At 73.0% G+C, this 23065-nt stretch carries 21 protein-coding genes; 7 read left to right on the top strand and 14 right to left on the bottom strand.

Annotation, left to right across the window (positions count from 1 at the left end; genetic code table 11):
• Positions 1 to 130: 130 nt before the first annotated feature.
• The 3 genes from rplT to infC form a co-directional block, all read right to left on the bottom strand.
• On the bottom strand, positions 131 to 514 hold the full coding sequence (rplT, locus tag IE242_RS13845) for a 50S ribosomal protein L20 (protein ID WP_003989074.1): 384 nt from the start codon (positions 512 to 514) through the stop codon (positions 131 to 133).
• 95 nt (positions 515 to 609) lie between these two features.
• Entirely contained in the window at positions 610 to 804 is a 195-nt protein-coding gene (gene rpmI / locus IE242_RS13840; RefSeq protein ID WP_030577024.1) for a 50S ribosomal protein L35, read from the bottom strand.
• Positions 805 to 932: 128 nt separating this feature from the next.
• On the bottom strand, positions 933 to 1604 hold the full coding sequence (gene infC, locus IE242_RS13835) for a translation initiation factor IF-3 (RefSeq protein WP_189859260.1): 672 nt from the start codon (positions 1602 to 1604) through the stop codon (positions 933 to 935).
• Positions 1605 to 1968: 364 nt separating this feature from the next.
• Between infC and IE242_RS13830 the strand changes: the two genes are divergently transcribed.
• Positions 1969 to 2379, top strand: coding sequence for a DUF1844 domain-containing protein (locus IE242_RS13830; protein WP_189858881.1), 411 nt, complete (start codon positions 1969 to 1971; stop codon positions 2377 to 2379).
• 22 nt (positions 2380 to 2401) lie between these two features.
• On the opposite strand, the gene IE242_RS13825 is transcribed toward IE242_RS13830, so the two are convergent.
• Complete coding sequence (locus IE242_RS13825) at positions 2402 to 3133, bottom strand: SseB family protein (protein WP_189858879.1); 732 nt, start codon at positions 3131 to 3133, stop codon at positions 2402 to 2404.
• A 150-nt stretch (positions 3134 to 3283) separates the two neighbouring features.
• On the opposite strand from IE242_RS13825, the gene IE242_RS13820 reads away from it, so the two are divergent.
• Positions 3284 to 4234 carry a serine hydrolase gene (locus IE242_RS13820; RefSeq protein WP_189858877.1) on the top strand — a complete coding sequence of 317 codons (951 nt, stop codon included), beginning with the start codon at positions 3284 to 3286 and terminating at the stop codon, positions 4232 to 4234.
• A gap of 5 nt (positions 4235 to 4239) precedes the next feature.
• On the opposite strand, the gene mycP is transcribed toward IE242_RS13820, so the two are convergent.
• Entirely contained in the window at positions 4240 to 5436 is a 1197-nt protein-coding gene (mycP, locus tag IE242_RS13815; RefSeq protein WP_189858875.1) for a type VII secretion-associated serine protease mycosin, read from the bottom strand.
• Positions 5433 to 6923, bottom strand: a complete 1491-nt coding sequence (locus tag IE242_RS38825) for a hypothetical protein (RefSeq protein WP_308436765.1) — start codon at positions 6921 to 6923, stop codon at positions 5433 to 5435. The genes mycP and IE242_RS38825 overlap by 4 nt, the downstream gene beginning before the upstream one ends.
• Before the next feature lie 285 nt (positions 6924 to 7208).
• On the opposite strand from IE242_RS38825, the gene IE242_RS13805 reads away from it, so the two are divergent.
• Positions 7209 to 8411 (top strand): amino acid deaminase/aldolase, encoded by a 1203-nt coding sequence (locus IE242_RS13805; RefSeq protein WP_189858873.1) that lies wholly within the window; start codon positions 7209 to 7211, stop codon positions 8409 to 8411.
• Positions 8412 to 8438: 27 nt separating this feature from the next.
• On the opposite strand, the gene IE242_RS13800 is transcribed toward IE242_RS13805, so the two are convergent.
• Genes IE242_RS13800 through IE242_RS13790 form a run of 3 tightly spaced genes read right to left on the bottom strand, consistent with a single transcriptional unit; the run spans position 8439 to position 12008 of the window.
• Positions 8439 to 9221: a 3-oxoacyl-ACP reductase gene (locus IE242_RS13800; RefSeq protein WP_189859256.1), complete on the bottom strand. Its 783-nt coding sequence runs from the start codon at positions 9219 to 9221 to the stop codon at positions 8439 to 8441.
• Between the two features lie 11 nt (positions 9222 to 9232).
• Entirely contained in the window at positions 9233 to 10612 is a 1380-nt protein-coding gene (locus tag IE242_RS13795) for an aldehyde dehydrogenase family protein (protein ID WP_189858872.1), read from the bottom strand.
• Positions 10613 to 10622: 10 nt separating this feature from the next.
• Positions 10623 to 12008, bottom strand: a complete 1386-nt coding sequence (locus IE242_RS13790; protein ID WP_189858870.1) for a glutamine synthetase family protein — start codon at positions 12006 to 12008, stop codon at positions 10623 to 10625.
• A gap of 84 nt (positions 12009 to 12092) precedes the next feature.
• Here IE242_RS13790 and IE242_RS13785 point away from each other — a divergent pair, with 84 nt between their 5' ends.
• From IE242_RS13785 to IE242_RS13775, 3 genes are all read left to right on the top strand, one after another.
• Positions 12093 to 12827: a FadR/GntR family transcriptional regulator gene (locus IE242_RS13785; protein WP_189858868.1), complete on the top strand. Its 735-nt coding sequence runs from the start codon at positions 12093 to 12095 to the stop codon at positions 12825 to 12827.
• Between the two features lie 118 nt (positions 12828 to 12945).
• The gene (eat, locus tag IE242_RS13780; RefSeq protein WP_189858866.1) at positions 12946 to 14376 is read left to right on the top strand and encodes an ethanolamine permease; all 1431 of its coding nucleotides are present in this window, start codon (positions 12946 to 12948) and stop codon (positions 14374 to 14376) included.
• Positions 14377 to 14412: 36 nt separating this feature from the next.
• A complete protein-coding gene (locus IE242_RS13775) occupies positions 14413 to 15093 on the top strand; it encodes a gamma-glutamyl-gamma-aminobutyrate hydrolase family protein (protein ID WP_189858864.1) in 681 nt (226 codons plus the stop codon).
• Between the two features lie 36 nt (positions 15094 to 15129).
• On the opposite strand, the gene IE242_RS13770 is transcribed toward IE242_RS13775, so the two are convergent.
• The 5 genes from IE242_RS13770 to IE242_RS13750 all read right to left on the bottom strand — a co-directional run bounded on the left by IE242_RS13770 (position 15130) and on the right by IE242_RS13750 (position 21780).
• Positions 15130 to 16068 (bottom strand): LysR family transcriptional regulator, encoded by a 939-nt coding sequence (locus IE242_RS13770; RefSeq protein WP_189858862.1) that lies wholly within the window; start codon positions 16066 to 16068, stop codon positions 15130 to 15132.
• A 9-nt stretch (positions 16069 to 16077) separates the two neighbouring features.
• Positions 16078 to 16833, bottom strand: coding sequence for a helical backbone metal receptor (locus tag IE242_RS13765; protein WP_189859254.1), 756 nt, complete (start codon positions 16831 to 16833; stop codon positions 16078 to 16080).
• A gap of 76 nt (positions 16834 to 16909) precedes the next feature.
• On the bottom strand, positions 16910 to 17488 hold the full coding sequence (locus IE242_RS13760; RefSeq protein WP_189858860.1) for a helix-turn-helix domain-containing protein: 579 nt from the start codon (positions 17486 to 17488) through the stop codon (positions 16910 to 16912).
• A gap of 544 nt (positions 17489 to 18032) precedes the next feature.
• Entirely contained in the window at positions 18033 to 20651 is a 2619-nt protein-coding gene (locus tag IE242_RS13755; protein WP_189858858.1) for an ABC transporter permease/substrate binding protein, read from the bottom strand.
• A complete protein-coding gene (locus tag IE242_RS13750; RefSeq protein WP_229858914.1) occupies positions 20644 to 21780 on the bottom strand; it encodes a quaternary amine ABC transporter ATP-binding protein in 1137 nt (378 codons plus the stop codon). Before IE242_RS13750 ends, IE242_RS13755 begins: the two co-directional genes overlap by 8 nt.
• Before the next feature lie 194 nt (positions 21781 to 21974).
• Here IE242_RS13750 and IE242_RS13745 point away from each other — a divergent pair, with 194 nt between their 5' ends.
• Positions 21975 to 22904 carry a 5'-3' exonuclease gene (locus IE242_RS13745; RefSeq protein WP_229858936.1) on the top strand — a complete coding sequence of 310 codons (930 nt, stop codon included), beginning with the start codon at positions 21975 to 21977 and terminating at the stop codon, positions 22902 to 22904.
• Positions 22905 to 23065: the final 161 nt, after the last annotated feature.

Here is a 23065-nt window from a genome sequence, read left to right as displayed (position 1 = left end):
TTCAGCGGTTCACGGACACGGCGGTCACGACAGACACGGCAGGCACGACAGACATCGCGGACACAAACAGGACCCGCAGGCCGGTGCGGCCTGCGGGTCCGTGTTCGTCGGCTCTAGAGCGAGCGCAGCGTCACGCGGCCTTCGGCGCGTTGACGTCGCTCGGCAGCGCCTTCTGCGCCACCTCGACGAGCGCGGCGAACGCGCCCGCGTCGTTGACGGCCAGCTCGGCCAGGATCTTGCGGTCGACCTCGACGTTCGCGGCCTTCAGACCCTGGATGAAGCGGTTGTAGGTCATGCCGTTGGCGCGGGCAGCGGCGTTGATGCGCTGGATCCACAGCTGACGGAAGTCGCCCTTGCGCTTCTTGCGGTCGTTGTAGTTGTAGACCAGCGAGTGGGTGACCTGCTCCTTGGCCTTGCGGTACAGGCGCGAGCGCTGACCGCGGTAGCCGGAGGCCTGCTCGAGAATCGCCCGGCGCTTCTTGTGGGCGTTGACTGCCCGCTTGACGCGTGCCACTTGTTAACTCCTTGTAGCGGGGCCGCGGTGGTCGTCACGCGGCCCGGAAACGAATGGGTCCCGGTCCTGACGTACGGCGCACGAGGCGCCGGACGTCACTTGCCGAGAAGCTTCTTGATCTTCTTGGCGTCGCCCGGGGCCATCTCGGCGTTGCCGGTGAGGCGACGCGTCACACGGGACGACTTGTGCTCGAGCAGGTGGCGCTTGCCGGAGCGCTCACGGAGCACCTTGCCGGAGCCGGTGATCTTGAAGCGCTTGCTGGCACCGCTGTGCGACTTGTTCTTCGGCATAGCGCCGTTCTCTCCTCGTCGTGGCGCTCCGGTGCCCGGTCGTGAAACCGGGCACGTCGGAACGTCCTGTCTATCGGTTGACACCCCCGAAACGCGCGTCCGGGGACTCCTGGGACTCGCGTCCCGGGTCAGGCCTCGGCGGACGCCTCGGCCGGAGCCTCGGCGGGCGCCTCGTCGGCGGGGTTCTGCGAGCGGCCGGGGTTGGCCTTCGCCTCCGCCTTGCGGGCCTCCTGCGCCTGGCGGGCCTCGGCCATCGCCTCGGTCTTCTTCTTGTGCGGACCGAGAACCATGATCATGTTCCGGCCGTCCTGCTTCGGGTTCGACTCGACGAAACCGAGGTCCTGGACGTCCTCCGCGAGACGCTGCAGCAGTCGGTAGCCCAGCTCGGGCCGGGACTGCTCGCGACCACGGAACATGATCGTGATCTTGACCTTGTCGCCCTGCTTGAGGAACCGGACGACGTGACCCTTCTTGGTGTCATAGTCGTGCGGGTCGATCTTCGGCCGGAGCTTCATCTCCTTGATGACCGTGTGCGCCTGGTTCTTGCGCGCTTCACGGGCCTTCATGGCCGACTCGTACTTGAACTTCCCGTAGTCCATGAGCTTGCACACGGGCGGACGGGCGTTCGCCGCGACCTCGACCAGGTCGAGGTCGTACTCCTGCGCAAGCTCCAGGGCCTTGGCAAGCGGGACAATCCCGACCTGCTCGCCGCTGGGACCGACAAGTCGCACCTCGGGAACGCGAATCCGGTCGTTGATGCGGGGCTCGGCGCTGATGGATCCTCCTCGGTAGCACCCCACGGCGGTCTGGCGGACCGCCGCGTATGTCTGGCTGACATAGGGACCAACCATCGCGGCGCATGAAAAATGCCCCGGACGGGACACAGGCGGGGCTCCAAGACTGCCGGAGCACCGCCGCGGTCGGCCGCGGGGCGCGCATCGGGCGACTCCACCGTCCGTACGGAACGGTGGGGCGCCTGACCGGTGACCTGCCGTCCCGGAGGGCGGTCAGGTGGGAGTTCGGAGCCTCCACTTGCGGGCCGGGCACCAGGTGTGTCCGGCCGGTCGTCACCCAAGGTTAGCAGCTCACCGGGGCGGGTGCGAACCGGCGTGCGGGCGCCTCCCGGGCACGGGCGCGCCCCGCGCGGGGCCTATCGTGTGAGGCATGAGTGACACCTCCCCCTCGGACCCCGCTGAGACCCGTAAGGACTCCGCCGGAACCCCCTCGGACGCCTCCGGGGCCCCCGACTTCGACGACATGACCCGCGACATCGCGGAGGTCCCGGCGGTCGAGGTGCTCGTGACGGTCGCCGTCAATCTGATGAGCGCCGCCGCCGTGAAGCTCGGTCTGACCGAGGAGGGCGACAAGTACAAGGACCTGGACGAGGCCCGCAAGCTGGTGCACGCCCTCGCCGGCCTGCTCGACGCGAGCGCGACCGAGATCAGCTCCTTCCACGCGGCGCCGCTGCGCGACGGCCTGAAGTCGCTGCAGCTGGCGTTCCGCGAGGCGTCGATCGTTCCGGACGAGCCGGGCCAGGGCCCCGGTGAGAAGTACACGGGGCCGGTGTTCGGCTAGTCCGCCCGAGGTCCCTTCAGGATCACTGACGTACGTACAAGGGCTCGCCCGGTGGCGTCGTCCCGGCCGGCAGGAGTGCCAGGTCGAGGCCGCGCACCAGGCGGGCCCGCAGTGTCTCGTCGGCCGCGAGCCGCTCGGCGACCGCGCGGGCCGACTCGGCCTGGGCGGCGGACGGGTCCAGGACGAGGGCGAGCGTGCCGTCCGCCCGGCCGGGGCCGAGGTGGGCGCGGAGCACGGCGGGCTCGGCGGCGACGGCGGCGCGCACCGCCTCGACCACGGCGGGGTCGGCGAGCGGATCCGTCGTGGTCCGCCCCTCGGCGAGCGCGAGCAGCGCCGGTCCCGTCAGTTCGAAGGGCACCGGCCCGGCCAGGTCCAGCACGACCGTGTCGGCCTTCTCGTGCGCGGCCGCCTGGAGCGCCTGGTGCAGGGGTACGGCGACGGGGCGGGCCGCGGGGTCCCAGAGCGCCAGCGCGTCGGTGGACGTGAACGCGGGCAGGGCGGTGCGGCTGCCGGCCTTCAGGGTCGGTACGGCCATGTCGCTGGTCTTCTCGCGGCGCAGCCCGTTCTCGTCCTCCTCGACCTCGCCCAGCACGGCGACGACGGGGACGAGCAGCCGGGCGCCCTCGAGGGCCTCCAGGACGGGCCGCACAGCCGTGCGGTCCTCGGCCCAGGCCGCGAGCGCCGCGCTCAGCCGGGGATCGGCGGATCCGTCGTCGTTCGCGAAACCGGGGTCGGGAATGTTCTTGTTCGCCACGGTCACCGACCCTATCGGGGCATGCCTCCCGCGCTTCGCCCGGCCCGGGAACGCGCCGTGCGCCGCGCTCACGTGATTCTCAGCGTCCGCTGACCCGCGTCTCACGTACGTCCCATCAACCGCACAGGGCGGGCCCCCAGCATCGGCCCCATGTCTTCTCGCCGTGCCCGCCGCCGCGCCCGTCCCGTCCGGCGACGCCGCCTCCTGTGCTCCGTGCTGGCCGCCGCCGTCGTGCTGGGCGGCACGGCCGCCGGGACCTGGTACGTCAAGGGGCAGGCGCACGGCGGGGACGGCACCGTATCGTCGTCGGCGGCATCGGCGGTGGAGGAGGCTTCGGTGGAACCTGTGGCGGCGCCCGAAGTGGACCGGGACGAGCTGCTCGCGATCGCGTTGAAGGGCGTGGCGGTGGAGGAGGGCGCCGAGATGTCCGTGGCCGTGCTGGATCCGGCGTCCGGGCGGAGCGCGGCGTACGGGACGGCGCCGTTCGACACGGCGAGCATCGTGAAGGCCGACATCCTGGCGGCGCTGCTGCTGCAGGCCGAGGACGCGGGGCGGACGCTCACCGCGCAGGAGAGGGAGTACGCCGCCGCGATGATCGAGGAGAGCGACAACGCGTCCGCGAGCGCGCTGTGGCGGACCATCGGCCAGGCGGCCGGACTGGACGCCGCGAACGAGCGCTTCGGGCTGACCGGCACCGAGGGCGGGCAGGGCATGCTCTGGGGGCTGACCCAGACGACGGCGGCCGATCAGCTGGTCCTGCTCCGGCAGATATTCGGGGACGCCGCGGAGTCGGAGCTCGGTGAGGCCTCGCGCGCGTATCTCCAGGGACTGATGGGCCGTGTCGTCGAGGACCAGGACTGGGGAGTGTCGGCCGCCGGCACCGCCGGGGCGGGGTTCGCCCTGAAGAACGGGTGGCTGCCGCGCAGTACGACCGGGCTGTGGGTGGTCAACAGCATCGGCCGGGTCACCGTGGACGGGGACGACTGTCTGGTCGCGGTGCTGTCGCGGGGCAGCACCACGAAGGCGAAGGGCATCGCGCTGGTCGAGGCGGCGGCGCGGGCGGCGGTGCCCGTGGTCACGGGCGACGGCGCCGGGGAGTAGCCGGTCTAGTGGGCGCCGGGCCGGGGGGCGTCGGCGTACCGCCGGTCGCGGCCCCGCCACACCACCACCGCCGTGCCGAGCAGCAGGACGCCGAGGCCGCCCGCGACCGGGGCCGCCCAGTCGAACGCGTCGCCGCCGCTCCCGGCCGGGTCCGGGCCCGGGCCGAAGTACTTGTGGCCGTACGCCGCCGCGGTCCGTCTCTCGGGCTTGACGCCGGCGCCCTTCTCGATCGCGGCGGCCGGGTCGACGAAGCCGAAGCCGTGGGAGTCGTCGCGGCCGCCGGCGGGGACGTCGCGGGCGGTGTCCTCCAGGAGCCGCTTGATCTGCGCGGGGGTCAGGCCGGGGTGGGCCGCGCGGACGAGGGCGACCGCGCCGGAGACGAACGCCGCGGCGGCGCTCGTGCCCCAGCCCTCGTAGTACTCGCCGTCGGGGTCGGCTATGACCACGTCGACGCCGGGCGCGCTGACGGTGGCGTACCAGCGGCGGGTGGAGAAGGAGGCGCGGGTGCCGTACTGGTCGACGGCGGTCGCGGCGATCACACCGGGGTAGGCGGCCGGGTACGAGATGTGGTCGCCCTTCTCGCCGCCGTTGCCGGCGGAGGCGACGACGACGGAGCCCTTCTCCAGGGCGTACCGGACGGCGGCGTCCTCGGCGGGTTCGGGGTGGGCGGACTCGGAGTCGTCGCCGAGGGAGAGGTTGATGATGTCGGCGCCCTGGTCGGCGGCCCAGCGTATGCCCTCGGCGAGGGCGTTGCCGCGGGTCTTGCGGGCCTCGCCGCGCGCGGGGTCCTTGTCCTCCAGGATGACCCGGACGGGCAGGATCCTGGCCTCCGGGGCGATACCGAGGACGCCGTCCGCGTTGCCGGCGCCGTGTCCGTGCCCGGCGATGATGCCGGCCATGGCGGTGCCGTGGTTGGCCCAGGCGCTGTCGCCCCGGCCCGCCCCGAAGCCGACCAGGTCCTTGCCCCGCAGCACGTTGCCCTTGAGGTCGGGGTGCTCGTCGTCCACGCCCGTGTCGAGGACGGCCACCGTGATGCCCGCGCCCTTCGTGGTCCGCCAGGCCTCCTCGGTGTGCATGGCCGCCAGGGCCCACTGCTTGCCGCGGATGCCGTCGGCGTGGGCGGCGGTGGCCGGGAGGAGGGCGAGGGTGGCGGCGAGGAGGACGCTCAGCAGGGCGGCTCCCCGGCGCGGTGCCGCGCTCACGAGGACTGCCCGTCGGCCGACACGGTCCTGCGCAGTCCGCGTTCCACGCGGTCGGCGAGGCCCCGCGCCTCGTGGCCGAGGCCGGACTGGGCGGGGGCGGTGGTGGCGTCGGGCTTCATGGCCTCCTCGGCGGGCTGCGGCTCGGTGACGGTGCGGCCGTCGGCGAACCCGGAGACGGCGTACACGACGACCGGTGCGTCGGTGAGGACGGACAGGGCCCAGGAGGCACGCTGGTCGTCGCCGAAGCCGGCCGCGACGGTGTTCCGGGCGGCGTACGGGCGGGGCATCAGGTCGGTCCGCCGGTCGAGGCCCTCTGTGCGGAACTGTGTCTTCAGCGCGGTCATGGCGGCGGAGTCGGCCTTCGTGAAGAGCAGGCCGACGGTGGTGACGTAGCTGTGGGTGGAGTCGGTGTAGGTGGCACGCAGGAGACGGGCGCAGCCGACGGGGCCGAGGGCCTTGCGCAGCAGCGGGTCGAAGGCGTCGGCGCAGCCGCTGTCGGGCGCCACGGCGATCCGCGTCCAGGTCCGGTCGGCGCCCCCGGGGCCCGCGCCCTCGCCCTCGACGGTCGGCGGGAACAGCTCGTCGACGGGCGCGCTGTGCCACAGCTCCCCGGCCGCGGCGAAGCCGCCGCGGTCCCCGGCCGCGTCCGCGTCCCCGGCCAGCCAGCTTCCGGCCGCCGCCCCGCCGATGAGCCCGAGACCGAGGACGACGCAGGCGGTGGCCGTCACGACGCGCGCCCGGCCGGGCCGCCGTCCGGCGCCGTCGCGGCGGGTCTCCCTGTGGTGGATGTCGGGCTGCGCGAGCGTGACGTAGGGGCGTCCTCCGGGCCGCGGGCCGAGTACCCGGCCGAGCGCTTCGGCGGTACGCCGGGAGGGGGCCGGGGCCGCGGGGGGCGCCCAGCCGTCGCCGGCCGGCCGGTCGGCGGAGAGGGGGGTCAGCCGTGCCGTCGGCTCGTCGGCCGGGAAGGAACCCGGCCGAACCGTCGGCTCGCCGGCCGGGAGGGGGACCGGCCGGGGTACCGGCTCGCTCCCGTGTCCTCGGCCCGGAGCGGGGGCGGGGCCGGCGGTCCCGGCGGCCGAGCGGTGTGCGTCGTCCGTGGCGGGCGGCGGCCCGTCCGGGAAGCGTGCGGTCGCCGCGGGCGGGGGCGGCGTGACGGGGGCGGTGTCCTGAGCGGAGGTCCGGCCGGGGCCGGGGTGGCCCGGCTGCGGCGGCCGGTGGGCGGGGCGCGGAGGTACGGGCGCGCCGTCCGCTGGCCGCGCGGCCGGCGGGGGCGGTGTCCCGCCGGGCGACGGGCTGTTCGCCGGCGTACCGTGCGGAGTCGCGCCCCCTGTCACCGCGCTGCCCGCCGGAGCGGTCCTCGCGGTGCGGTCCTCCGGTGCGGCGGGGCCCACGGTGACGTCGTCCGCCGGGTCGGCCGTGTGCGGGGGCGTCGAAGGGCGCGGCGGAGTCGTCGGGCGCGGAGGGATGGAGGCACGGCGCGCTTCCATGTTCCTGCACCCCCCGTTTTCTCGTACCCGGGTCGCCCCGGAGTCCGTCGAGGCGTCCGGCCGCCCATGGAGAGCGGCCCTCACCCGGGGGCCGGCCCGTCCGGGGGGTCCGCCCGGGCATCCGTACCCGTGGCGGCGCGTCGCCATCCCGGCCAGGGGTCGTCCCCCGCGCTCGCGTCACTCTACGGGTTGACGCGGGCCCAGAGGGAACCAGTCCGCTTGCCCGGGGCATCTGCCCGGAACGTCCCCCTACCCTGCGGTAATCCGGTCTGGCAGGCTTCGTTCATGACTGGCCGTGCCGCTGACCGGGCCCGTTACGACCGGGCCACCGCTCATCTCGACGCGCCCTGCGCGATCGTGGATCTGGACGCGTTCGACGCGAACGCCGACGACCTCCACCGCAGGGCCGGCGGCAAGCCGATCCGTGTGGCCAGCAAGTCCGTCCGCTGCCGGGCACTCCTCGAACGGGTCCTCGCGCGCGAGGGTTTCGCGGGCGTCATGTCCTTCACCCTCGCCGAGTCCCTCTGGCTCGCCCGGTCCGGCTTCGGCGACGTGCTGCTCGCGTATCCGTCGGCGGACCGCGCGGGCTACGCCGAACTGGCGGGCGATCCCAAGCTCGCCGCCGCCGTCACCGTCATGGTCGACGACCCCGCCCAGTTGCGGCTGATCGACGAGGCGCGGCAGGGCGGCCGCGAAGTCGTCCGGGTCTGCCTGGAGTTGGACACCTCCCTCAGGCTGCTCGGCGGGCGCGTGCGCGTGGGCGCCCGGCGCTCCCCGCTGCACTCCCCCGCCGAGGTCGCCGAGCTGGCCCGGACGATCACCCGGAGGCCGGGGTTCCGGCTGGTCGGGATCATGGCGTACGAGGGGCACATAGCCGGGGTCGGTGACGCGGTCGCCGGGCGGCCCCTGCGCTCGCGGGCGGTCCGGCTGATGCAGGCCGCCGCGAAGAGGGAACTGGCGCAGCGGCGCGCCGAAGTGGTGCGTGCGGTCCGGGCCGTGGCGCCGGACCTGGAGTTCGTCAACGGCGGCGGCACGGGCAGTGTGCAGCACACCGCCGCGGAGGACGCCGTCACCGAGATCGCCGCCGGGTCGGGCCTGTACGTGCCGCGGCTGTTCGACAACTACACGTCGTTCACCGGCCGCCCGGCGGCGCTCTTCGCACAGCCCGTCGTGCGCCGGCCGGGCGTCGGGGTCGTCACCGTGCTCGGCGGTGGCTACCCGGCCTCGGGCGCCGCGGGCCGCGACCGGCTGCCGGTGCCGTATCTGCCGGAAGGGCTCCGGTACGACGCCCAGGAGGGCGCCGGCGAGGTGCAGACACCCTTGCTCGGGGCGCCCGCGGACGACCTGCTCATCGGCGACAAGGTGTGGTTCCGGCACGCGAAGGCCGGGGAGCTGTGCGAGCGGTTCGACGCGCTGCACCTGGTGTCGGGCGACGAGGTGACGGCGACCGTGCCGACGTACCGCGGTGAGGGGCGCACCTTCCTCTAGGGCATTTCCACAGGTCCACAGGCGGCTCTACAGGGGCGTGACGTACGCGCCCGAGATCCCGCCGTCCACCAGGAAGTCGGTCGCGTTCACGAAGGAGGAGTCGTCGCTGGCGAGGAACGCGACCGCCGCGGCGATCTCCTCCGCCTCCGCGAACCGGCCGAGCGGGATGTGCACCAGCCTGCGCGCGGCCCGTTCGGGGTCCTTGGCGAAGAGCTCCCGGAGGAGGGGGGTGTTCACCGGCCCGGGGCAGAGCGCGTTGACGCGGATGCCCTCGCGGGCGAACTGCACACCCAGTTCTCGGGACATGGCGAGGACGCCGCCCTTGGAGGCCGTGTACGAGATCTGCGAGGTCGCCGCGCCCATGCGGGCCACGAAGGAGGCCGTGTTGATGATCGAGCCCTTGCCCTGGCGCCGCATGTAGGGCAGGGCGGCCTTGCAGCACAGGTACACGGAGGTGAGGTTGACCTCCTGGACCCGCTTCCAGGCCTCCAGGCCGGTGGTCAGGATGGAGTCGTCGTCGGGCGGTGAGATGCCCGCGTTGTTGAAGGCGACGTCGACGCTGCCGTACGTGTCGTACGCCGCCTCGAACAGCGCCTCGACCTGGTCGGGGTCGGTGACGTCCACCTTCACGAACAGGCCGCCCACCTCCTCCGCGGCCGCCTTGCCCCGCTCCTCGTCCACGTCGCCGCAGACCACGTGCGCGCCCTCGGAGGCGAGCCGGCGGACGGTGGCGAGGCCGATGCCGCTGCCGGCGCCGGTGACGACGGCGGTGCGGCCGACGAGCCGGCGGCAGATGTTCTCTCCGGTCACTTTGCCTTCGGTCACTGTGCGGAGCCCTCCGTGCTGATGAAGACGTTCTTGGTCTCGGTGAAGGCGGTGAGCGCGTCCGGGCCGAGTTCGCGGCCGATGCCCGACTGCTTGAAGCCGCCGAAGGGGGTCCAGTAGCGGACGCTCGCGTGGGAGTTGACGGACAGGTTGCCCGCGCGGACGGCCCGGGAGACGCGCAGCGCGCGGCCGACGTCCCGGGTCCAGATCGAGCCGGAGAGGCCGTACGGGGTGCCGTCGGCGAGCCGTACCGCCTCGGCCTCGTCCTCGAACGGCAGCACGACGGCGACCGGCCCGAAGACCTCCTCGACGGCCACGCGCGCGTGAGGTTCGATTCCGGTGAGGACGGTGGGCGGGAACCAGAAGCCGGGGCCCTCGGGGGCCTTGCCGCGGATGCCCTCGGCGTCCGGCGGGACGTACGACCGTACGCGCTCCCGTTGGGCCGCGGAGATCAGCGGGCCCATCTGGGTGCTCTCGTCCGCCGGGTCACCGACGACGACGGACTCGATCGCGGGTGCGAGGAGGGTGAGGAAGCGGTCGTACACGGTGCGCTGGACGAGGATGCGGGTGCGGGCGCAGCAGTCCTGGCCGGCGTTGTCGAGGAAGGACAGGGGGGCGCTGGTGGCGGCGGCCTCGAGGTCGGCGTCGGCGAAGACGATGTTGGGGCTCTTGCCGCCGAGTTCGAGGGTGACGCGCTTGAGGTGGGCCCCGCTTCTCGCCCACACCTGTTGGCCCACAGCCGTTGACCCCGTGAAGGCGATCTTCGCGACGCCGGGGTGCTCGACGAGCGCGTTCCCCGCCACCGGCCCCTCCCCCGGCAGCACCTGGAAGAGGTGCTCGGGCAGGCCCGCCTCCAGGGCGAGTTCGGCGAGGCGCAGGGCGGTGAGCGGGGTCGTCTCGGCGGGCTTCAGGAGGACCGCGTTGCCAGCCGCGAGCGCGGGGGCGGTGCCCCAGGCCGCGATGGGCATGGGGAAGTTCCAGGGCGCGATGACTCCGACCACCCCGAGGGGTTCGAGGAAGGTGACGTCGATGCCGCCCGGCACCGGGATCTGGCGGCCGGTCAGGCGCTCCACTCCCCCGGCCGCGTAATCGAGCAGATCGCGGACGTTGCCCGCCTCCCAGCGGGCGTTGCCGAGGGTGTGGCCGGCCTCGCGGACCTCCAGCCGGGCCAGTTCCTCGACGTGGTCGTCCACGGCTGCGGCGAAGCGGCGCAGCAGCCGGGCGCGGTCGCCGGGCGCGAGTGCGGCCCACTGGGCCTGCGCCCGCGCGGCCCGCGTGACCGCCGCGCCGACGTCCTCGGGGCCCGCGGCCGCGACGGTGGCGACGACCTCCTCGGTGGCGGGGTTGAGTACCTGGAGCTCGTGCTCGTACGACACGTACAGAACCTCACATGCGTTCGAAGGAGCGGCGCAGCTCCCAGTCGGTCACCGCGGCGTCGAAGGCCTCCAGCTCGACGCGCGCCATGTTGCGGTAGTGCGCGACCACCTCGTCCCCGAAGGCGGCGCGGGCGATGGGGCTGTGCTCCCACAGCCCGGCGGCCTCGCGCAGGGTGGTGGGCACGTGCTCGTACTCCCCCGTGTACGCGTTGCCGGGGCAGGGGTCCGGCAGTTCCAGCTCGTGCTCGATGCCGTACAGCCCGGCCGCGACCAGCCCGGCGACGGCGAGGTGCGGGTTGACGTCGCCGCCGGGGAGCCGGTTCTCGAAGCGCAGGGAGCGGCCGTGGCCGACCACTCTCAGGGCGCAGGTGCGGTTGTCGTGCCCCCAGGCGACGGCGGTCGGCGCGAAGGAGCCCGGCTGGAAGCGCTTGTACGAGTTGATGCCCGGCGCGTAGAGGAGCGAGAAGTCGCGGAGCGCGGCGAGCTGCCCGGCGAGGAAGTGGCGCATGACCGGGGACATGGCGTGGCCGTGACCGGGACCGGGACCGGAACCCTCGTCGGCCATGACGCTGTTCCCGTCCGTGTCCGCCAGCGAGAGGTGGATGTGGCAGGAGTTGCCCTCGCGCTCGTTGTACTTGGCCATGAAGGTGATCGAGACGCCCTCCTGGGCGGCGATCTCCTTGGCGCCGGTCTTGTAGACGGCGTGCTGGTCGCAGGTGACCAGGGCCTCGTCGTACTTGAACGCGATCTCGTGCTGTCCGGGGTTGCACTCGCCCTTCGCCGACTCGACCGTCAGCCCGGCGCCCGCCATCTCGTTGCGGATGCGGCGCAGCAGGGGCTCGATGCGGCCGGTGCCCAGCACCGAGTAGTCGATGTTGTACTGGTTGGCCGGGGTCAGGCCGCGGTAGTCCGCGTCCCAGGCCTGCTCGTAGGTGTCCTTGAAGACGATGAACTCCAGCTCCGTGCCGACCCGGGCGGTGTAGCCGTGCCCGGCGAGCCGGTCGAGCTGGCGGCGCAGTATCTGCCGGGGCGCGGCCACGACCGGGGAGCCGTCGTTCCAGGCGAGGTCGGCGATGACCAGGGCCGTGCCCTCGTTCCAGGGGACGCGGCGCAGGGTGCCGAGGTCGGGGCGCATGGCGAAGTCGCCGTAACCGCGCTCCCAGGAGGACATCGCGTACCCGTCGACGGTGTTCATCTCGGTGTCGACGGCGAGGAGGTAGTTGCAGCCCTCCGTGCCGTGCTCCAGCACCTCGTCGAGGAAGAACCGGGCGGCGAACCGCTTGCCCTGGAGGCGGCCCTGCATGTCGGGGAAGGCCAGCACGACGGTGTCGATCTCACCGCCCGCGACGAGGGCGTGCAGTTCCTCGACGCCGAGCGGGGGTGTGCGGTCTGCCACGGGGAGAGCCTCCTTCGGCCGGCCGAGGACCAGGGGCCATAAGGTATTGCCGGGAACCATTGCTTGGGAAGGGGGCACGGCGGGATGCCGCAGCCGGGCACACGGGAGACGGACGACCGGCTGACGCCGGTGCTGCGGCCGGTACGGGCCGGCAACGGCTTCGAGGAGGCGCTGGAGCAGATCCTCCAGGTCGTACGGCTCGGCCTGGTCCCCGGAGGCGAGCGGCTGCCCGCCGAGCGGGACCTGGCGAACCGTCTCGGCATCAGCCGGGTGACGCTGCGCGAGGTGCTCAAGGTGCTGCAGGACCAGGGTCTGCTGGAGGCGCGGCGCGGGCGGTACGGGGGCACTTTCGTGCTGCCCCGCTCCCAGGCTCCCGGCGAGGACGAACTGCGCCGCCGGGTGGAGGGGGTGGACCTGGAGGACGTCCTGCGGTTCCGGGAGGTGCTGGAGGTGGGCGCGGCCGGGCTGTGCGCGGCGCACGGGCTGGACGACGAGCGCGCCGCCCGGCTGCGGGACGCGCTGCGGAGCACGCACGACGCGCCCCTGGCGGAGTACCGGCGCGCGGACACGCTGCTGCACCTCACGCTCGCCGAACTCTCGGGATCGCCGACGCTCACCGCCCAGTACGCGGCCGTCCGCGCACAGGTGAACGACCTGCTCGACTGCATACCCCTCCTGGTGCGCAACCTGGAGCACTCGCAGCGGCAGCACGCCGCGATCGTCGGGGCGGTGCTGGACGGGGACGCGGACGGGGCCCGGGAGATGATGCGGGAGCACTGCGGGGGGACGGCGGCGCTGCTGCGGGGGTTCCTGGGGTGAGCGGCGGGCAGGTTCCGTAGGGGAATGGATTTACGCATGCTTAACGCACGGGTATTGCCTTCCCCTGACCGGCAGCGCAAAGGTATGCATCCATTCCATTGAGTGGGGGAGCCGCGCCATGCCTTCGGAAAGCTCCGAGCCCTCGGACCCCTATCTGCAGCGCAGGACACTCCGCCGGGGCAGCGCCGGCTGGGTGCTGCTGACCGGGCTCGGCGTCGCCTACGTCGTGTCCGGCGACTACTCGGGCTGGAACTTCGGCCTGGCCGAGGGCGGCTTCGGCGGCCTCGGCATCGCCCTGGTCCTCATGGGCACCATGTACGCCTGCATGGTGTTCGCCCTCGCCGAGCTGTCCGCGATCCTGCCCACGGCGGGCGGCGGCTACGGCTTCGCGCGCCGGGCGCTCGGCCCCTGGGGCGGGTTCCTGACCGGTACGGCGATCCTCATCGAGTACGTCCTCGCGCCCGCCGCCATCGTCATCTTCATCGGCGACTACGTCGAGTCGCTGGGCCTGTTCGGCCTGGAGTCCGGCTGGCCGGTGTACCTCGTCTGCTTCGTCGTCTTCCTCGGCATCCACCTCTGGGGCGTCGGCGAGGCGCTGCGCTTCAGCTTCGTCGTCACCGGGATCGCGGTCGCCGCCCTGGTCGTCTTCGCCGTGGGCGCGCTGGCGGACTTCGACGCCTCGTCCCTGGACGACATCCCGGTCGACCCGGACGCCTTCGGCGCGAACTCCTGGCTGCCCATGGGGCTGCTCGGGATCTGGGCCGCGTTCCCGTTCGGCATGTGGTTCTTCCTGGGCGTCGAGGGCGTGCCGCTCGCCGCCGAGGAGACGCGGGAGCCGGCCCGTACGCTGCCGAGGGCGATCCGCTGGTCGATGGGCATCCTTGTAGTGCTGGCCGTGGTGACCTTCTTCGCCGCTGCCGGTGCGCGCGGCTCGGCCGCCGTCCAGGAGGCCGGGAACCCGCTGGTGGAAGCCCTTCAGCCGGACGGTGAGGCCACGGCGCTCAGCCGGGTCGTCAACTATGCGGGCCTCGCCGGTCTGGTGGCGTCCTTCTTCTCCCTCATCTACGCGGGCTCGCGCCAGCTGTTCGCCCTCTCCCGGGCCGGGTACCTCCCCCGTTTCCTGTCGCTCACCAGCCGCCGCAAGGCCCCCTACCTGGGGCTGCTGGTACCCGGCACGATCGGCTTCGCGCTGGCGGCGGGCACGGGCGACGGTGCGCGCATGCTGAACATCGCCGTCTTCGGGGCCACGATCAGCTACGCGCTGATGTCCCTGTCCCACATCGTGCTGCGGCGCCGCGAACCGGACCTGGAGCGTCCGTACCGTACGCCGGGCGGGGCGCTGACCTCCTCCGTGGCCCTGGTCCTGGCCTGCGCGGCGCTGGTGGCGACCTTCCTGGTGGACGTGACCGCGGCGTTCATCGCGCTCGCGGTGTACGCGGTGGCGGTGGCGTACTTCGGGCTCTACAGCCGCAGGCGCTTGGTGGCGAAGGCGCCGGAGGAGGAGTTCGCGGCGCTGGCGGCCGCCGAGGCAGAGTTGGCACGGGACTGAAACCCTCAGGACCCTGGGCGACACGAGGAGCAGCAGGTGGCCAGGCCGCTGATCGGTGTGAGCACGTATCTGGAGCCCGCCGCGCGCTGGGGGGTGTGGGAGCTGGAGGCGGCCCTGCTGCCGGCCGGGTATCCGCGGCTCGTCCGGGCGGCGGGCGGACTCGCCGCGCTGCTGCCGCCGGACGACCCCGCGTACGCGGCCGAGGCCGTCGCCCGCCTCGACGGCCTGGTCATCGCGGGCGGCCCGGACGTGGACCCGCCCCGGTACGGCGCCGAACGCTCCCCGCGCACCGGACCGCCCGCGCCCGAGCGCGACGCGTGGGAGCTGGCGCTGATCGGCGCCGCGCTGGCCGTGGGCACCCCGCTCCTGGGCATCTGCCGCGGGATGCAGCTCCTCAACGTCGCCCTCGGCGGGACGCTGGTCCAGCACCTCGACGGCCACGTCACCGAGGTGGGCGTCTTCGGCCGGCACACGGTGAAGCCCGTGCCGGGTTCCCGGTACGCGGACATCGTGGCCGAGGAGGCGTCGGTGCCGACGTACCACCACCAGGCGGTGGACCGGCTCGGCGAAGGGCTGCGGCCGTCGGCGTACGCGGCGGACGGCACCGTGGAGGCGGTCGAGCTGCCGGGGCCCGGCTGGGTGCTGGGCGTCCAGTGGCATCCGGAGATGGGTGAGGACACGCGGGTGATGCGGGCGCTGGTGCGGGCCGCCTCCTGAGCGGTCGGGGCGGGCCCCGCCACCCGTGGAGCGCCGCTACCCGCGCGTCAGCGACAGCAGGTCCCGCGCCGGTCCCGTCGGCCGGTGGCCCGTCGGCCAGACCGCGCGCAGCGCCCTGCGCAGCCGTACGCCCTCCACGGGCACGTTCACCAGGCGGCGGGACGAGAGCTCCTCGCCGAGGGCCAGTTCGCTCAGTACGGCGGGGCCCGCGCCGCTGACCGCCGCGGCCTTCACCGCCGTGGTGGAGGACAGCTCGATCAGCGGGCGCGCGAGGCCGCCCAGCGCCGCGTCGAGGACCTGCCGGGTGCCCGACCCCTCCTCGCGCAGGACCAGCGGGGTCGCCGCCAGTTCCGCCGCCTCCACCGGTCTGCGGCGCCGCGCCCACGGATGCCCGGGTGCCGCCACCACGATCAGGCGGTCGTGGGCGATGACCGCCGAGTCCAGGCCCGACGGCACGCTCAGCCCCTCCACGAACCCGAGGTCCGCCTCGTCCGCGAGCAGCCGTTCCGCGACCACCGCCGAGTTGCCCGCGTGCAGCGAGACCGCCGTGTCGGGGCGCTGCGCGCGCAGCGCGACGAGCCAGCCCGGCAGCAGGTACTCCGCGATGGTCATGCTGGCCGCGACGCGCAGCCGGGAGTCCCGGCAGTCCCGCAGGGCCTGCGCGCCCGCGTCGAACGCCTCGGCCGCCTCGACCACGCGCCGCGCCCAGTCCGTGACCAGCGCGCCGGCGTCCGTGAGCCGTGAGCCGCGCGGTGACCGGTCGACGAGGGCCACGCCCAGCTGCCGTTCCATGGACCGGATCCGGCTGCTCGCCGCCGGCTGGCTGATCCCCGTCTCCTGGGCCGCCCGTCCCAGGGAGCCCAGCCGGGCCACGGCCAGCAGCAGTTCCAGCGCCCCGAGATCGGGCACCCGGTGCGCGAGTCCGCCCCGCGGCGCCGTCGCGTCCGTTCCCGTCCGTTCCTCCGCCTTGCTCATAACGCCAGCTTATGCCCTGTGCGGTGGCATCCCGTGCGGTGGAATCCCCTGGCGGGCCGCCCGCAGGGCCGCGCCGAGCACGATGGGTGCCTCGCCCAGCGACGGCCCGTACCAGGTGAGGTGACGGCCGTCGACCAGCGCGCACCGCAGCCCGGGGAACGCCTCGGGCCCGTCGTCCGCCGTGAAGCGGTACGGCTCGTCCGGCAGCACCACGACCCCGGGGCCGGCGGCCCGCAGTTCGTCCACGGGCACGCGCGGATAGCGCTCCGCGTGCGCGGCGTACAGGTTGTCCACGCCCAGCCGCGCCAGTACGTCCCCGGCGAAGGTGTCGCGGCCGAGCACCATCCAGGGGCGGCGCCAGACCGGCACGACGGCCGTCGTACGGTGCTCGGGGGCGGAAAGCCGGGACCAGGTCTCCTCGGCCTCGTCCAGCCAGCGCGGCCGTGACCTGGCTCCGCACGCCCGCAGCACCCGCTCCAGCTCGCCGAACGCCTGCGGGACGGAGCGCACCTCGGTGACGAGGACCTCGACGCCCGCCTCCCGCAGGGCGGCCAGGTCGGCGGCGCGGTTCTCCTCCTCGTTGGCGATCACCAGATCCGGGGACAGCGTGAGGATCCGGCCGGTGTCCGGGTTCTTGGTGCCGCCGATCCGCGGCACGTCGAGACCGGCGGGGCGCTCGCACCAGTCGGTGGCGGCGACCAGCGCTCCGGGCACCGAGAGCGCCACGGCCTCCGTCAGCGACGGCACCAGCGAGACGGCCCGCACGGCTGCCGCGTCCCTCACTGACTCGCGTCCCTCACTGGCGCGTCTCTCACTGCCGTGTCTCTCACTGCCGTGTCCCTCACTGCCGCGGCCGGTCCTGCACCGCCTCGATGTGCTCCGCGACCGCGACGACGAGCAGCCGGGTGTCGGGCACCGTCGCCCGCCAGCGGTGCCGCACCCCGCCGGTGAGGTAGAGGGTGTCACCGCGGCCGAGGCGATAGGCGCGGCCCTCGGCCTCGATCTCCACCGCACCGTCGGCGACATACATCAACTGGTCGTTGCGGTACTGGAACTCGTGCCCCGTGTCATGGTCGCCGGTGAACTCCGAGGCGTGCATCTGGTGGTGACCGCGCACCAGGGACCGCACCCGGGGTTCGAGCACCGTCTCGGCCGTCTCGGGGCCCTCGGCGCGGACGACGTCCACGCTGCACGCCGGATCGGCCGCCGCGAGGAGCTCCACGGCGGTGGTGCGCAGGGCGTCGGCCACCCGTTCCAGGGAGCTGCGGCTGGGCCGCGCCCGGTCGTTCTCGATCTGACTCAGAAAGGGAACGGACAGGCCGCTGCGCTCGGCCACGACGGCGAGCGTGAGTGCCAGCGCCCGGCGCCGCCGCCGCACGGCGGCGCCCACCCGAAGGGGCTGTTCTTTGTGGTCGCCCATCGCTCCGGCTCCCTCCTTCGCCCGTCGCTCCGTCACCCGTGCGCCCTGGCCCCTGCCGGAGCCTCCCTGCCGGGGTCCGCCGGGATCCGCCGGGGCGCTCTCCTCCTGATGAGTTCTCTGCACCCTACGCATGTTCGGCAAACCGTTTCATGCGCCCGTCACATCGACGTCACATTGCGTACGTCACGACCCTTCGGTTCACGCCAGCGGATCGGCGCGGCCGACCCGCCACGTGGACCGGCCGTGCTCCGGCCGCCCGCCGGGCGGGCCCGGGCGCCGGGCCGACGCCGACCGGGCCAGGAGGCGCACGCGGGTTCCACCCCCGGGTTCCCCGTGCGGGCGGCGGCCGATGGTCCCGGACCGAAGTCCGCCCCGGAACACGGCGCTATGCGTTGTCCGGAATCTTTCGGTCGATCTCGCCGTCCTCCGCCGCCCGTGTACGGCGCACCGGTCCCGTACATGCCGCGAGGGGGCGGGCCGCGGCGCACGCATGCTCGCGCGCGCCGCGGCCCGCCCCCTCAGGTCCCCCGAGCGGGACGGCCCGTCACTGCGGAGTCATCCGCTCCACCATGTCCGGGTGCTTCTCCAGCCAGGCGGCGACGGCCTTCTCCTCGTTGCCCTGCCCCCGGTCCTTGATCTCGGCCTCCAGGCTGCCGAGCTCGTCCTCGCTCATACGGAAGCCCTTGATCCACTCCGTGAGCTGGGGGTAGGCCTCGGGGAACTTCTCGTTGGAGACGGTGCGGATCGTGTTGCCCTCACCGAAGAGCTTCTTGCCGTCCTTCAGCTTGGTCAGCTCGTACTCGCTGTACGCCCAGTGCGGGGACCACAGGGCGACCGCGACGGGCTCCTTCTTGGCGTAGGCGCGCTCGAGCTCGGTCAGCATCGCCGGCGTGGAACCCTCGACGACCTCGTACTCCTTGTCCAGGCCGTAGCCCGGCAGGACCTCGTTCCTGAGCAGGTTCATCTGACCGGAGCCCGGCTCGATGCCGATGATCTTCCCGTCGAAGAGGCCGGCCTTGCCCTTGAGGTCCTCGAGCGACTTCACGCCCTTGACGTACGAGGGCACGGCGATCTCCAGGGAGGTCGGCTCGTACCAGGTACCGAGGTCCGTGAGGCTGTCCTTGCTCTTCTCCCAGTAGTTCTTCTGGGCGTACGGCAGCCAGGCGTCGAAGTTGAGGTCGAGGTCGCCGGAGGCCAGGCCGGTGTAGACCGGGCCGACGTCCATCTGCTTGAGGTTCAGCGTGTAGCCGCGCCGCTCCAGGACGTTCTTCCACAGGTGGGTGACGGCGACGCACTCGTCCCAGGGAAACCAGGCCACGTTCAGGGGCCGGGCCGCCTCCGCCGGGGTGCTGCCCGAGCCGGACCCGACCGGAGCCAGCTCGTCCACGAGGCCCGGGTGGTCCTTCAGCCAGGTGCGGACGGCCTCCTGCTGCCCGCCCTTGCCGGCCTTGTTGATCTCGGACTCCAGGCTGGTGAGCTGCTTCTCGCTCAGCTTGAAGTCCTTCAGCCACTTGGCGACGGTGGGGTCGTCGTCGGCGAAGCCCTTGCGGGACACCGCGTGCACGGCGTCGCCCTCGCCCCAGGCGCCCTTGGGGTCCTTCAGCTTCTTCAGCTCGTAGTCGCTGTACGCCCAGTGCGGCGACCAGAGCGTGACGACGATCGGTTCCTTCTTGCTGTACGCGCGTTCGAGCTCGGCCAGCATGGCGGGCGTGGAGCTGTCGACGACCTTGTACTCGTCGTCCAGGCCGTACTCGCCCAGAACCTTGCTCTTCAGCAGCTTCATCTCACCGGCGCTGGCCTCGATGCCGGTGATCTTCCCGTCGAAGGTGCCGGCCTCGCCCTTGAGGTCCGCCAGGGAGTCGATGCCGTCCATGTAGGCGGGGACGGCCAGCTCCAGGGTCGTCTCGTCGTACCAGGCGCCGAGGTCGTCGAGCCGGTCGCCGTACTTCTTCCAGTACGAGTCGTGGGTCGTCGGCAGCCAGGCGTCGGTCTGGAAGTCGATGTCGCCCTGCGAGAGCGCCGTGTAGAGCGGGCCCGCGTCCAGCTGCTTGGCCTCGACCTCGTAACCGCGCTGTTCGAGGACCTCTTTCCACAGGAAGGTGGAGGCGACGCCCTCGTCCCAGGGGATGTAGCCGATGGAGATCTTCTTGCCCTGGCCGACGTTCTTGCCGTCGGCGGCGGCCTGCGCGGAGCCGCCGTTGCCGCCGAAGACGCCCATGCCGCCCGCCACGAGGGCGAGGACCACGACGCCGACCGCGGCGACCTGGGGACGGAGCCGGTAGGACCAGATCTTGAGGCGCTTGGCGCCGTACGCCTTGGCCGCGGCGCGGCGGCCCAGCGGCGAGACCTGGGTGCCGAGGGCGCCGGTCATACGGTCGAGGTAGATCGCCAGGATGACGATGGCGAGGCCCGCCTCGGCGCCGAGGCCGACATCGAGCTGGCCGATGGCCTGGTTGACGGCGCCGCCGAGGCCGCCGGTGCCGACCATGCCGGCGATCGCGGCCATGGACAGGCCGAGCATGATCACCTGGTTGACGCCCGCCATCACTGTGGGCAGCGCCAGCGGCAGCTGGACACGCAGCAGGGTGTTGCGGGGCGTGGTGCCGAAGGCCTCCGCGGCCTCGACGAGCTCCTTGTCGACCTGCCGGATGCCCAGCTCGGTCATGCGCACGCCCGGGGCGAGCGCGAAGACCAGGGTGGCCACGATGCCCGCGGGGGCGCCGGTGCCGAAGAACAGCAGCGCCGGGATGAGGTAGACCATCGCGGGCAGCGTCTGCATCAGGTCCAGGACCGGCCGGACGGCCGCGCTGACCCGGTCGGAGCGGGCCGCCCAGATGCCCAGCGGCACCGAGATCACCAGCGCGATGATCGTGGCGACGAGGAGGAGCGACAGGGTCACCATCGAGTCCTCCCACAGTCCGAGGGAGTCGATGAAGGCGAAGCCCACGAAGGTGAGGACACCGGCCAGCGTGCCGCGCAGCCAGAAGGCCAGCACCGCGAAGATACCGGCGAGCAGCAGCGGCTCGGGCGCCTGGAGGACGGCGTCTATGCCGTCGTAGGCGCCGGTGAAGACGGTCTTGAAGAAGTCGAACAGCCAGGCCACGTGTGTGCGCAGCCAGTCGACCGCGCTGTCGACCCAGTCACCGAGCGGGATCCTAGGCACGGGCCATCACCTTCTTGCCGCCCTTGCGCCGCGGGGCGTCGCAGGCGCCGGAAGCGTCCTCCTCGCTGTCCTCCGCGCGCGGGGAGTCGCAGGTGCCGGGGGCGTGCTGCTCGTCGCCGAGGAAGCCGACGAGGCGCTGTCTCGGGACGACGCCGACGAGCTTCTTCTCGTCGTCGAGCACCGCCACCGGGTGCGCCGCGCGGGCGCTGAGGGCGCACAGCTCGGTGAACGGCATGTCGGGGCTCGCGGTCGCACAGTCGCAGTCGGCCTCGTCGCCGCGCACGTCCCGGTCCATGACGGCCCCGGCGGTCAGCACGCGGGAGCGGTCGACGTCCTGGGTGAAGGAGCCGACGTAGTCGTTGGCCGGGCGCATGAGGATGTCCTCGGCGGTGCCGATCTGCACGATGCGGCCGTCGCGCATCACCGCGATGCGGTCGCCCAGCCGCATGGCCTCGTTGAGGTCGTGGGTGATGAAGACGATCGTCTTCTTCAGGGTCTTCTGCAGTTCGAGCAGCTGGTCCTGCATGTCACGGCGGATCAGCGGGTCGAGCGCGCTGAAGGACTCGTCCATCAGCAGGATGTCGGCGTCGGTGGCGAGCGCGCGGGCCAGGCCGACCCGCTGCTGCATTCCGCCGGAGAGCTCGTCGGGCCAGGACTTCTCCCAGCCGGCCAGACCGCACAGGGCGAGCGCCTCGTCGGCGCGGCTCTCGCGCTCGGCGCGGGGCACGCCCTGCACTTCCAGGCCGTAGGCGGCGTTGTCCCGGACGCTGCGGTGCGGGAAGAGCGCAAAGTGCTGGAAGACCATGCTGATCTTCTTCGAGCGGACCTCGCGCAGCCCGCGGTCGCTGAGTGCGGTCAGGTCCTCGCCCCCGAAGCGGACCTGACCGGCGGTCGGCTCCAGCAGACCGTTGAGCAAGCGCAGCAGCGTGGACTTGCCGGAGCCCGACAAGCCCATGACCACGAAGATCTCGCCCGGCTCGACCGTGAAGGAGGCGTCGATGACGGCGGCCGTGATGCCGTCGGCGCGCAGCTCCTCCCGGTCGGTTCCCTCTCGCAGTCTCTCGACCGCCTGCTCCGGTCCTCTGCCGAACACTTTGTAGACATGTTCGGCCTCAAGCCTGGCTGACACGCTTACCTCTTGTCTCGGGGGCAAAAACGCGGAGCGCGCACGGCCGCAGGCAGTTGAACGTGCAACCGGCATCGCTCCGCGGCGGCGCCTCCCCGGTTTGGCCCGAGTCAAACGAAACAGTGACCGGGGTCACATTCGGCTCACCGGCCCCGCGACCGGCCGCGCGCGGGTCGCTGTCGGTGCCGTGCGGCATGATGCGGGACGTGACCGGACGACTGATGCTCCTCGACACCGCCTCCCTCTACTTCCGCGCCTACTTCGGCGTCCCGGAGTCCGTGAAGGCCCCGGACGGCACGCCGGTGAACGCCGTGCGCGGACTGCTGGACTTCATCGACCGCCTGGTCAAGGACCACCGCCCCGACCACCTGGTGGCCTGCATGGACGCGGACTGGCGGCCCCAGTGGCGGGTCGACGCGATCCCCTCCTACAAGGCGCACCGCGTCGCCGAGGCCCGTGAGACGGGCCCGGACGCGGAGGAGATCCCGGACACGCTGACGCCGCAGGTGCCGGTGATCGAGGAGGTCCTCGACGCGCTCGGCATCGCGCGCGTGGGCGTGGCGGGGTACGAGGCCGACGACGTGATCGGCACGTTCACCGCGCACGCCCGGGGGCCGGTGGACATCGTGACCGGCGACCGGGACCTGTACCAGCTGGTGGACGACGCCCGGGAGGTGCGCGTCCTGTATCCGCTCAAGGGTGTGGGCACGCTCCAGCTCACGGACGAGGCGGTGCTGCGCGAGAAGTACGGGGTGGACGGCAGCGGATACGCGGATCTGGCGCTGCTGCGCGGCGACCCGAGCGACGGGCTGCCCGGAGTGCCGGGCATCGGGGAGAAGACGGCCGCCAAGCTGCTGGACCGCTTCGGTGACCTGGCCGGGATCATGGCGGCCGTCGACGATCCGTCGGCCGGGCTCACCCCGTCCCAGCGCAAGAGACTCGACGAGGCGCGCTCTTATGTTGCGGTCGCGCCCGGGGTCGTCCGGGTCGCCGCGGACGTACCGTTGCCGGACGTGGCCACGGCGCTGCCGCGCGAGCCGCGCGACCCGGCCGAGCTGGAGGAGCTCGCCGCGCGGTGGGGACTCGGGGGGTCGCTCCAGCGACTGCTGATCACACTGCGGGCCTGAGCACCGGGCGCGCGAGGGATACGGCGGCGCTCGTGTGGTACTCACGCCACTGCGGGCGTGGCCCGGTCCGCAAGCGGAACGAGCGCAGCCGGGCGCGGAGGAGGGTTCGGGACGAGTCGGCGCCACGTGGGACAACCGGCAGTGCGTACATGCTGTGGCAC

The sequence above is a fragment of the Streptomyces poonensis genome (assembly GCF_014650915.1).
Classification (GTDB): Bacteria; Actinomycetota; Actinomycetes; order Streptomycetales; family Streptomycetaceae; genus Streptomyces; species Streptomyces poonensis.
Note: the sequence above shows the minus strand (reverse complement) of the source record. Positions and strands in the feature narration are given on the sequence as shown.

Bases quoted from the DNA above. Each gene is read 5' to 3' on its own strand.
- rpmI (WP_030577024.1), bottom strand. From the start codon at position 804: ATGCCGAAGAACAAGTCGCACAGCGGTGCCAGCAAGCGCTTCAAGATC.
- IE242_RS13830 (WP_189858881.1), top strand. From the start codon at position 1,969: ATGAGTGACACCTCCCCCTCGGACCCCGCTGAGACCCGTAAGGACTCC.
- IE242_RS13820 (WP_189858877.1), top strand. From the start codon at position 3,284: ATGTCTTCTCGCCGTGCCCGCCGCCGCGCCCGTCCCGTCCGGCGACGC.
- IE242_RS38825 (WP_308436765.1), bottom strand. From the start codon at position 6,923: ATGGAAGCGCGCCGTGCCTCCATCCCTCCGCGCCCGACGACTCCGCCG.
- IE242_RS13805 (WP_189858873.1), top strand. From the start codon at position 7,209: ATGACTGGCCGTGCCGCTGACCGGGCCCGTTACGACCGGGCCACCGCT.
- IE242_RS13785 (WP_189858868.1), top strand. From the start codon at position 12,093: ATGCCGCAGCCGGGCACACGGGAGACGGACGACCGGCTGACGCCGGTG.
- eat (WP_189858866.1), top strand. From the start codon at position 12,946: ATGCCTTCGGAAAGCTCCGAGCCCTCGGACCCCTATCTGCAGCGCAGG.
- IE242_RS13770 (WP_189858862.1), bottom strand. From the start codon at position 16,068: ATGAGCAAGGCGGAGGAACGGACGGGAACGGACGCGACGGCGCCGCGG.
- IE242_RS13760 (WP_189858860.1), bottom strand. From the start codon at position 17,488: ATGGGCGACCACAAAGAACAGCCCCTTCGGGTGGGCGCCGCCGTGCGG.
- IE242_RS13745 (WP_229858936.1), top strand. From the start codon at position 21,975: ATGCGGGACGTGACCGGACGACTGATGCTCCTCGACACCGCCTCCCTC.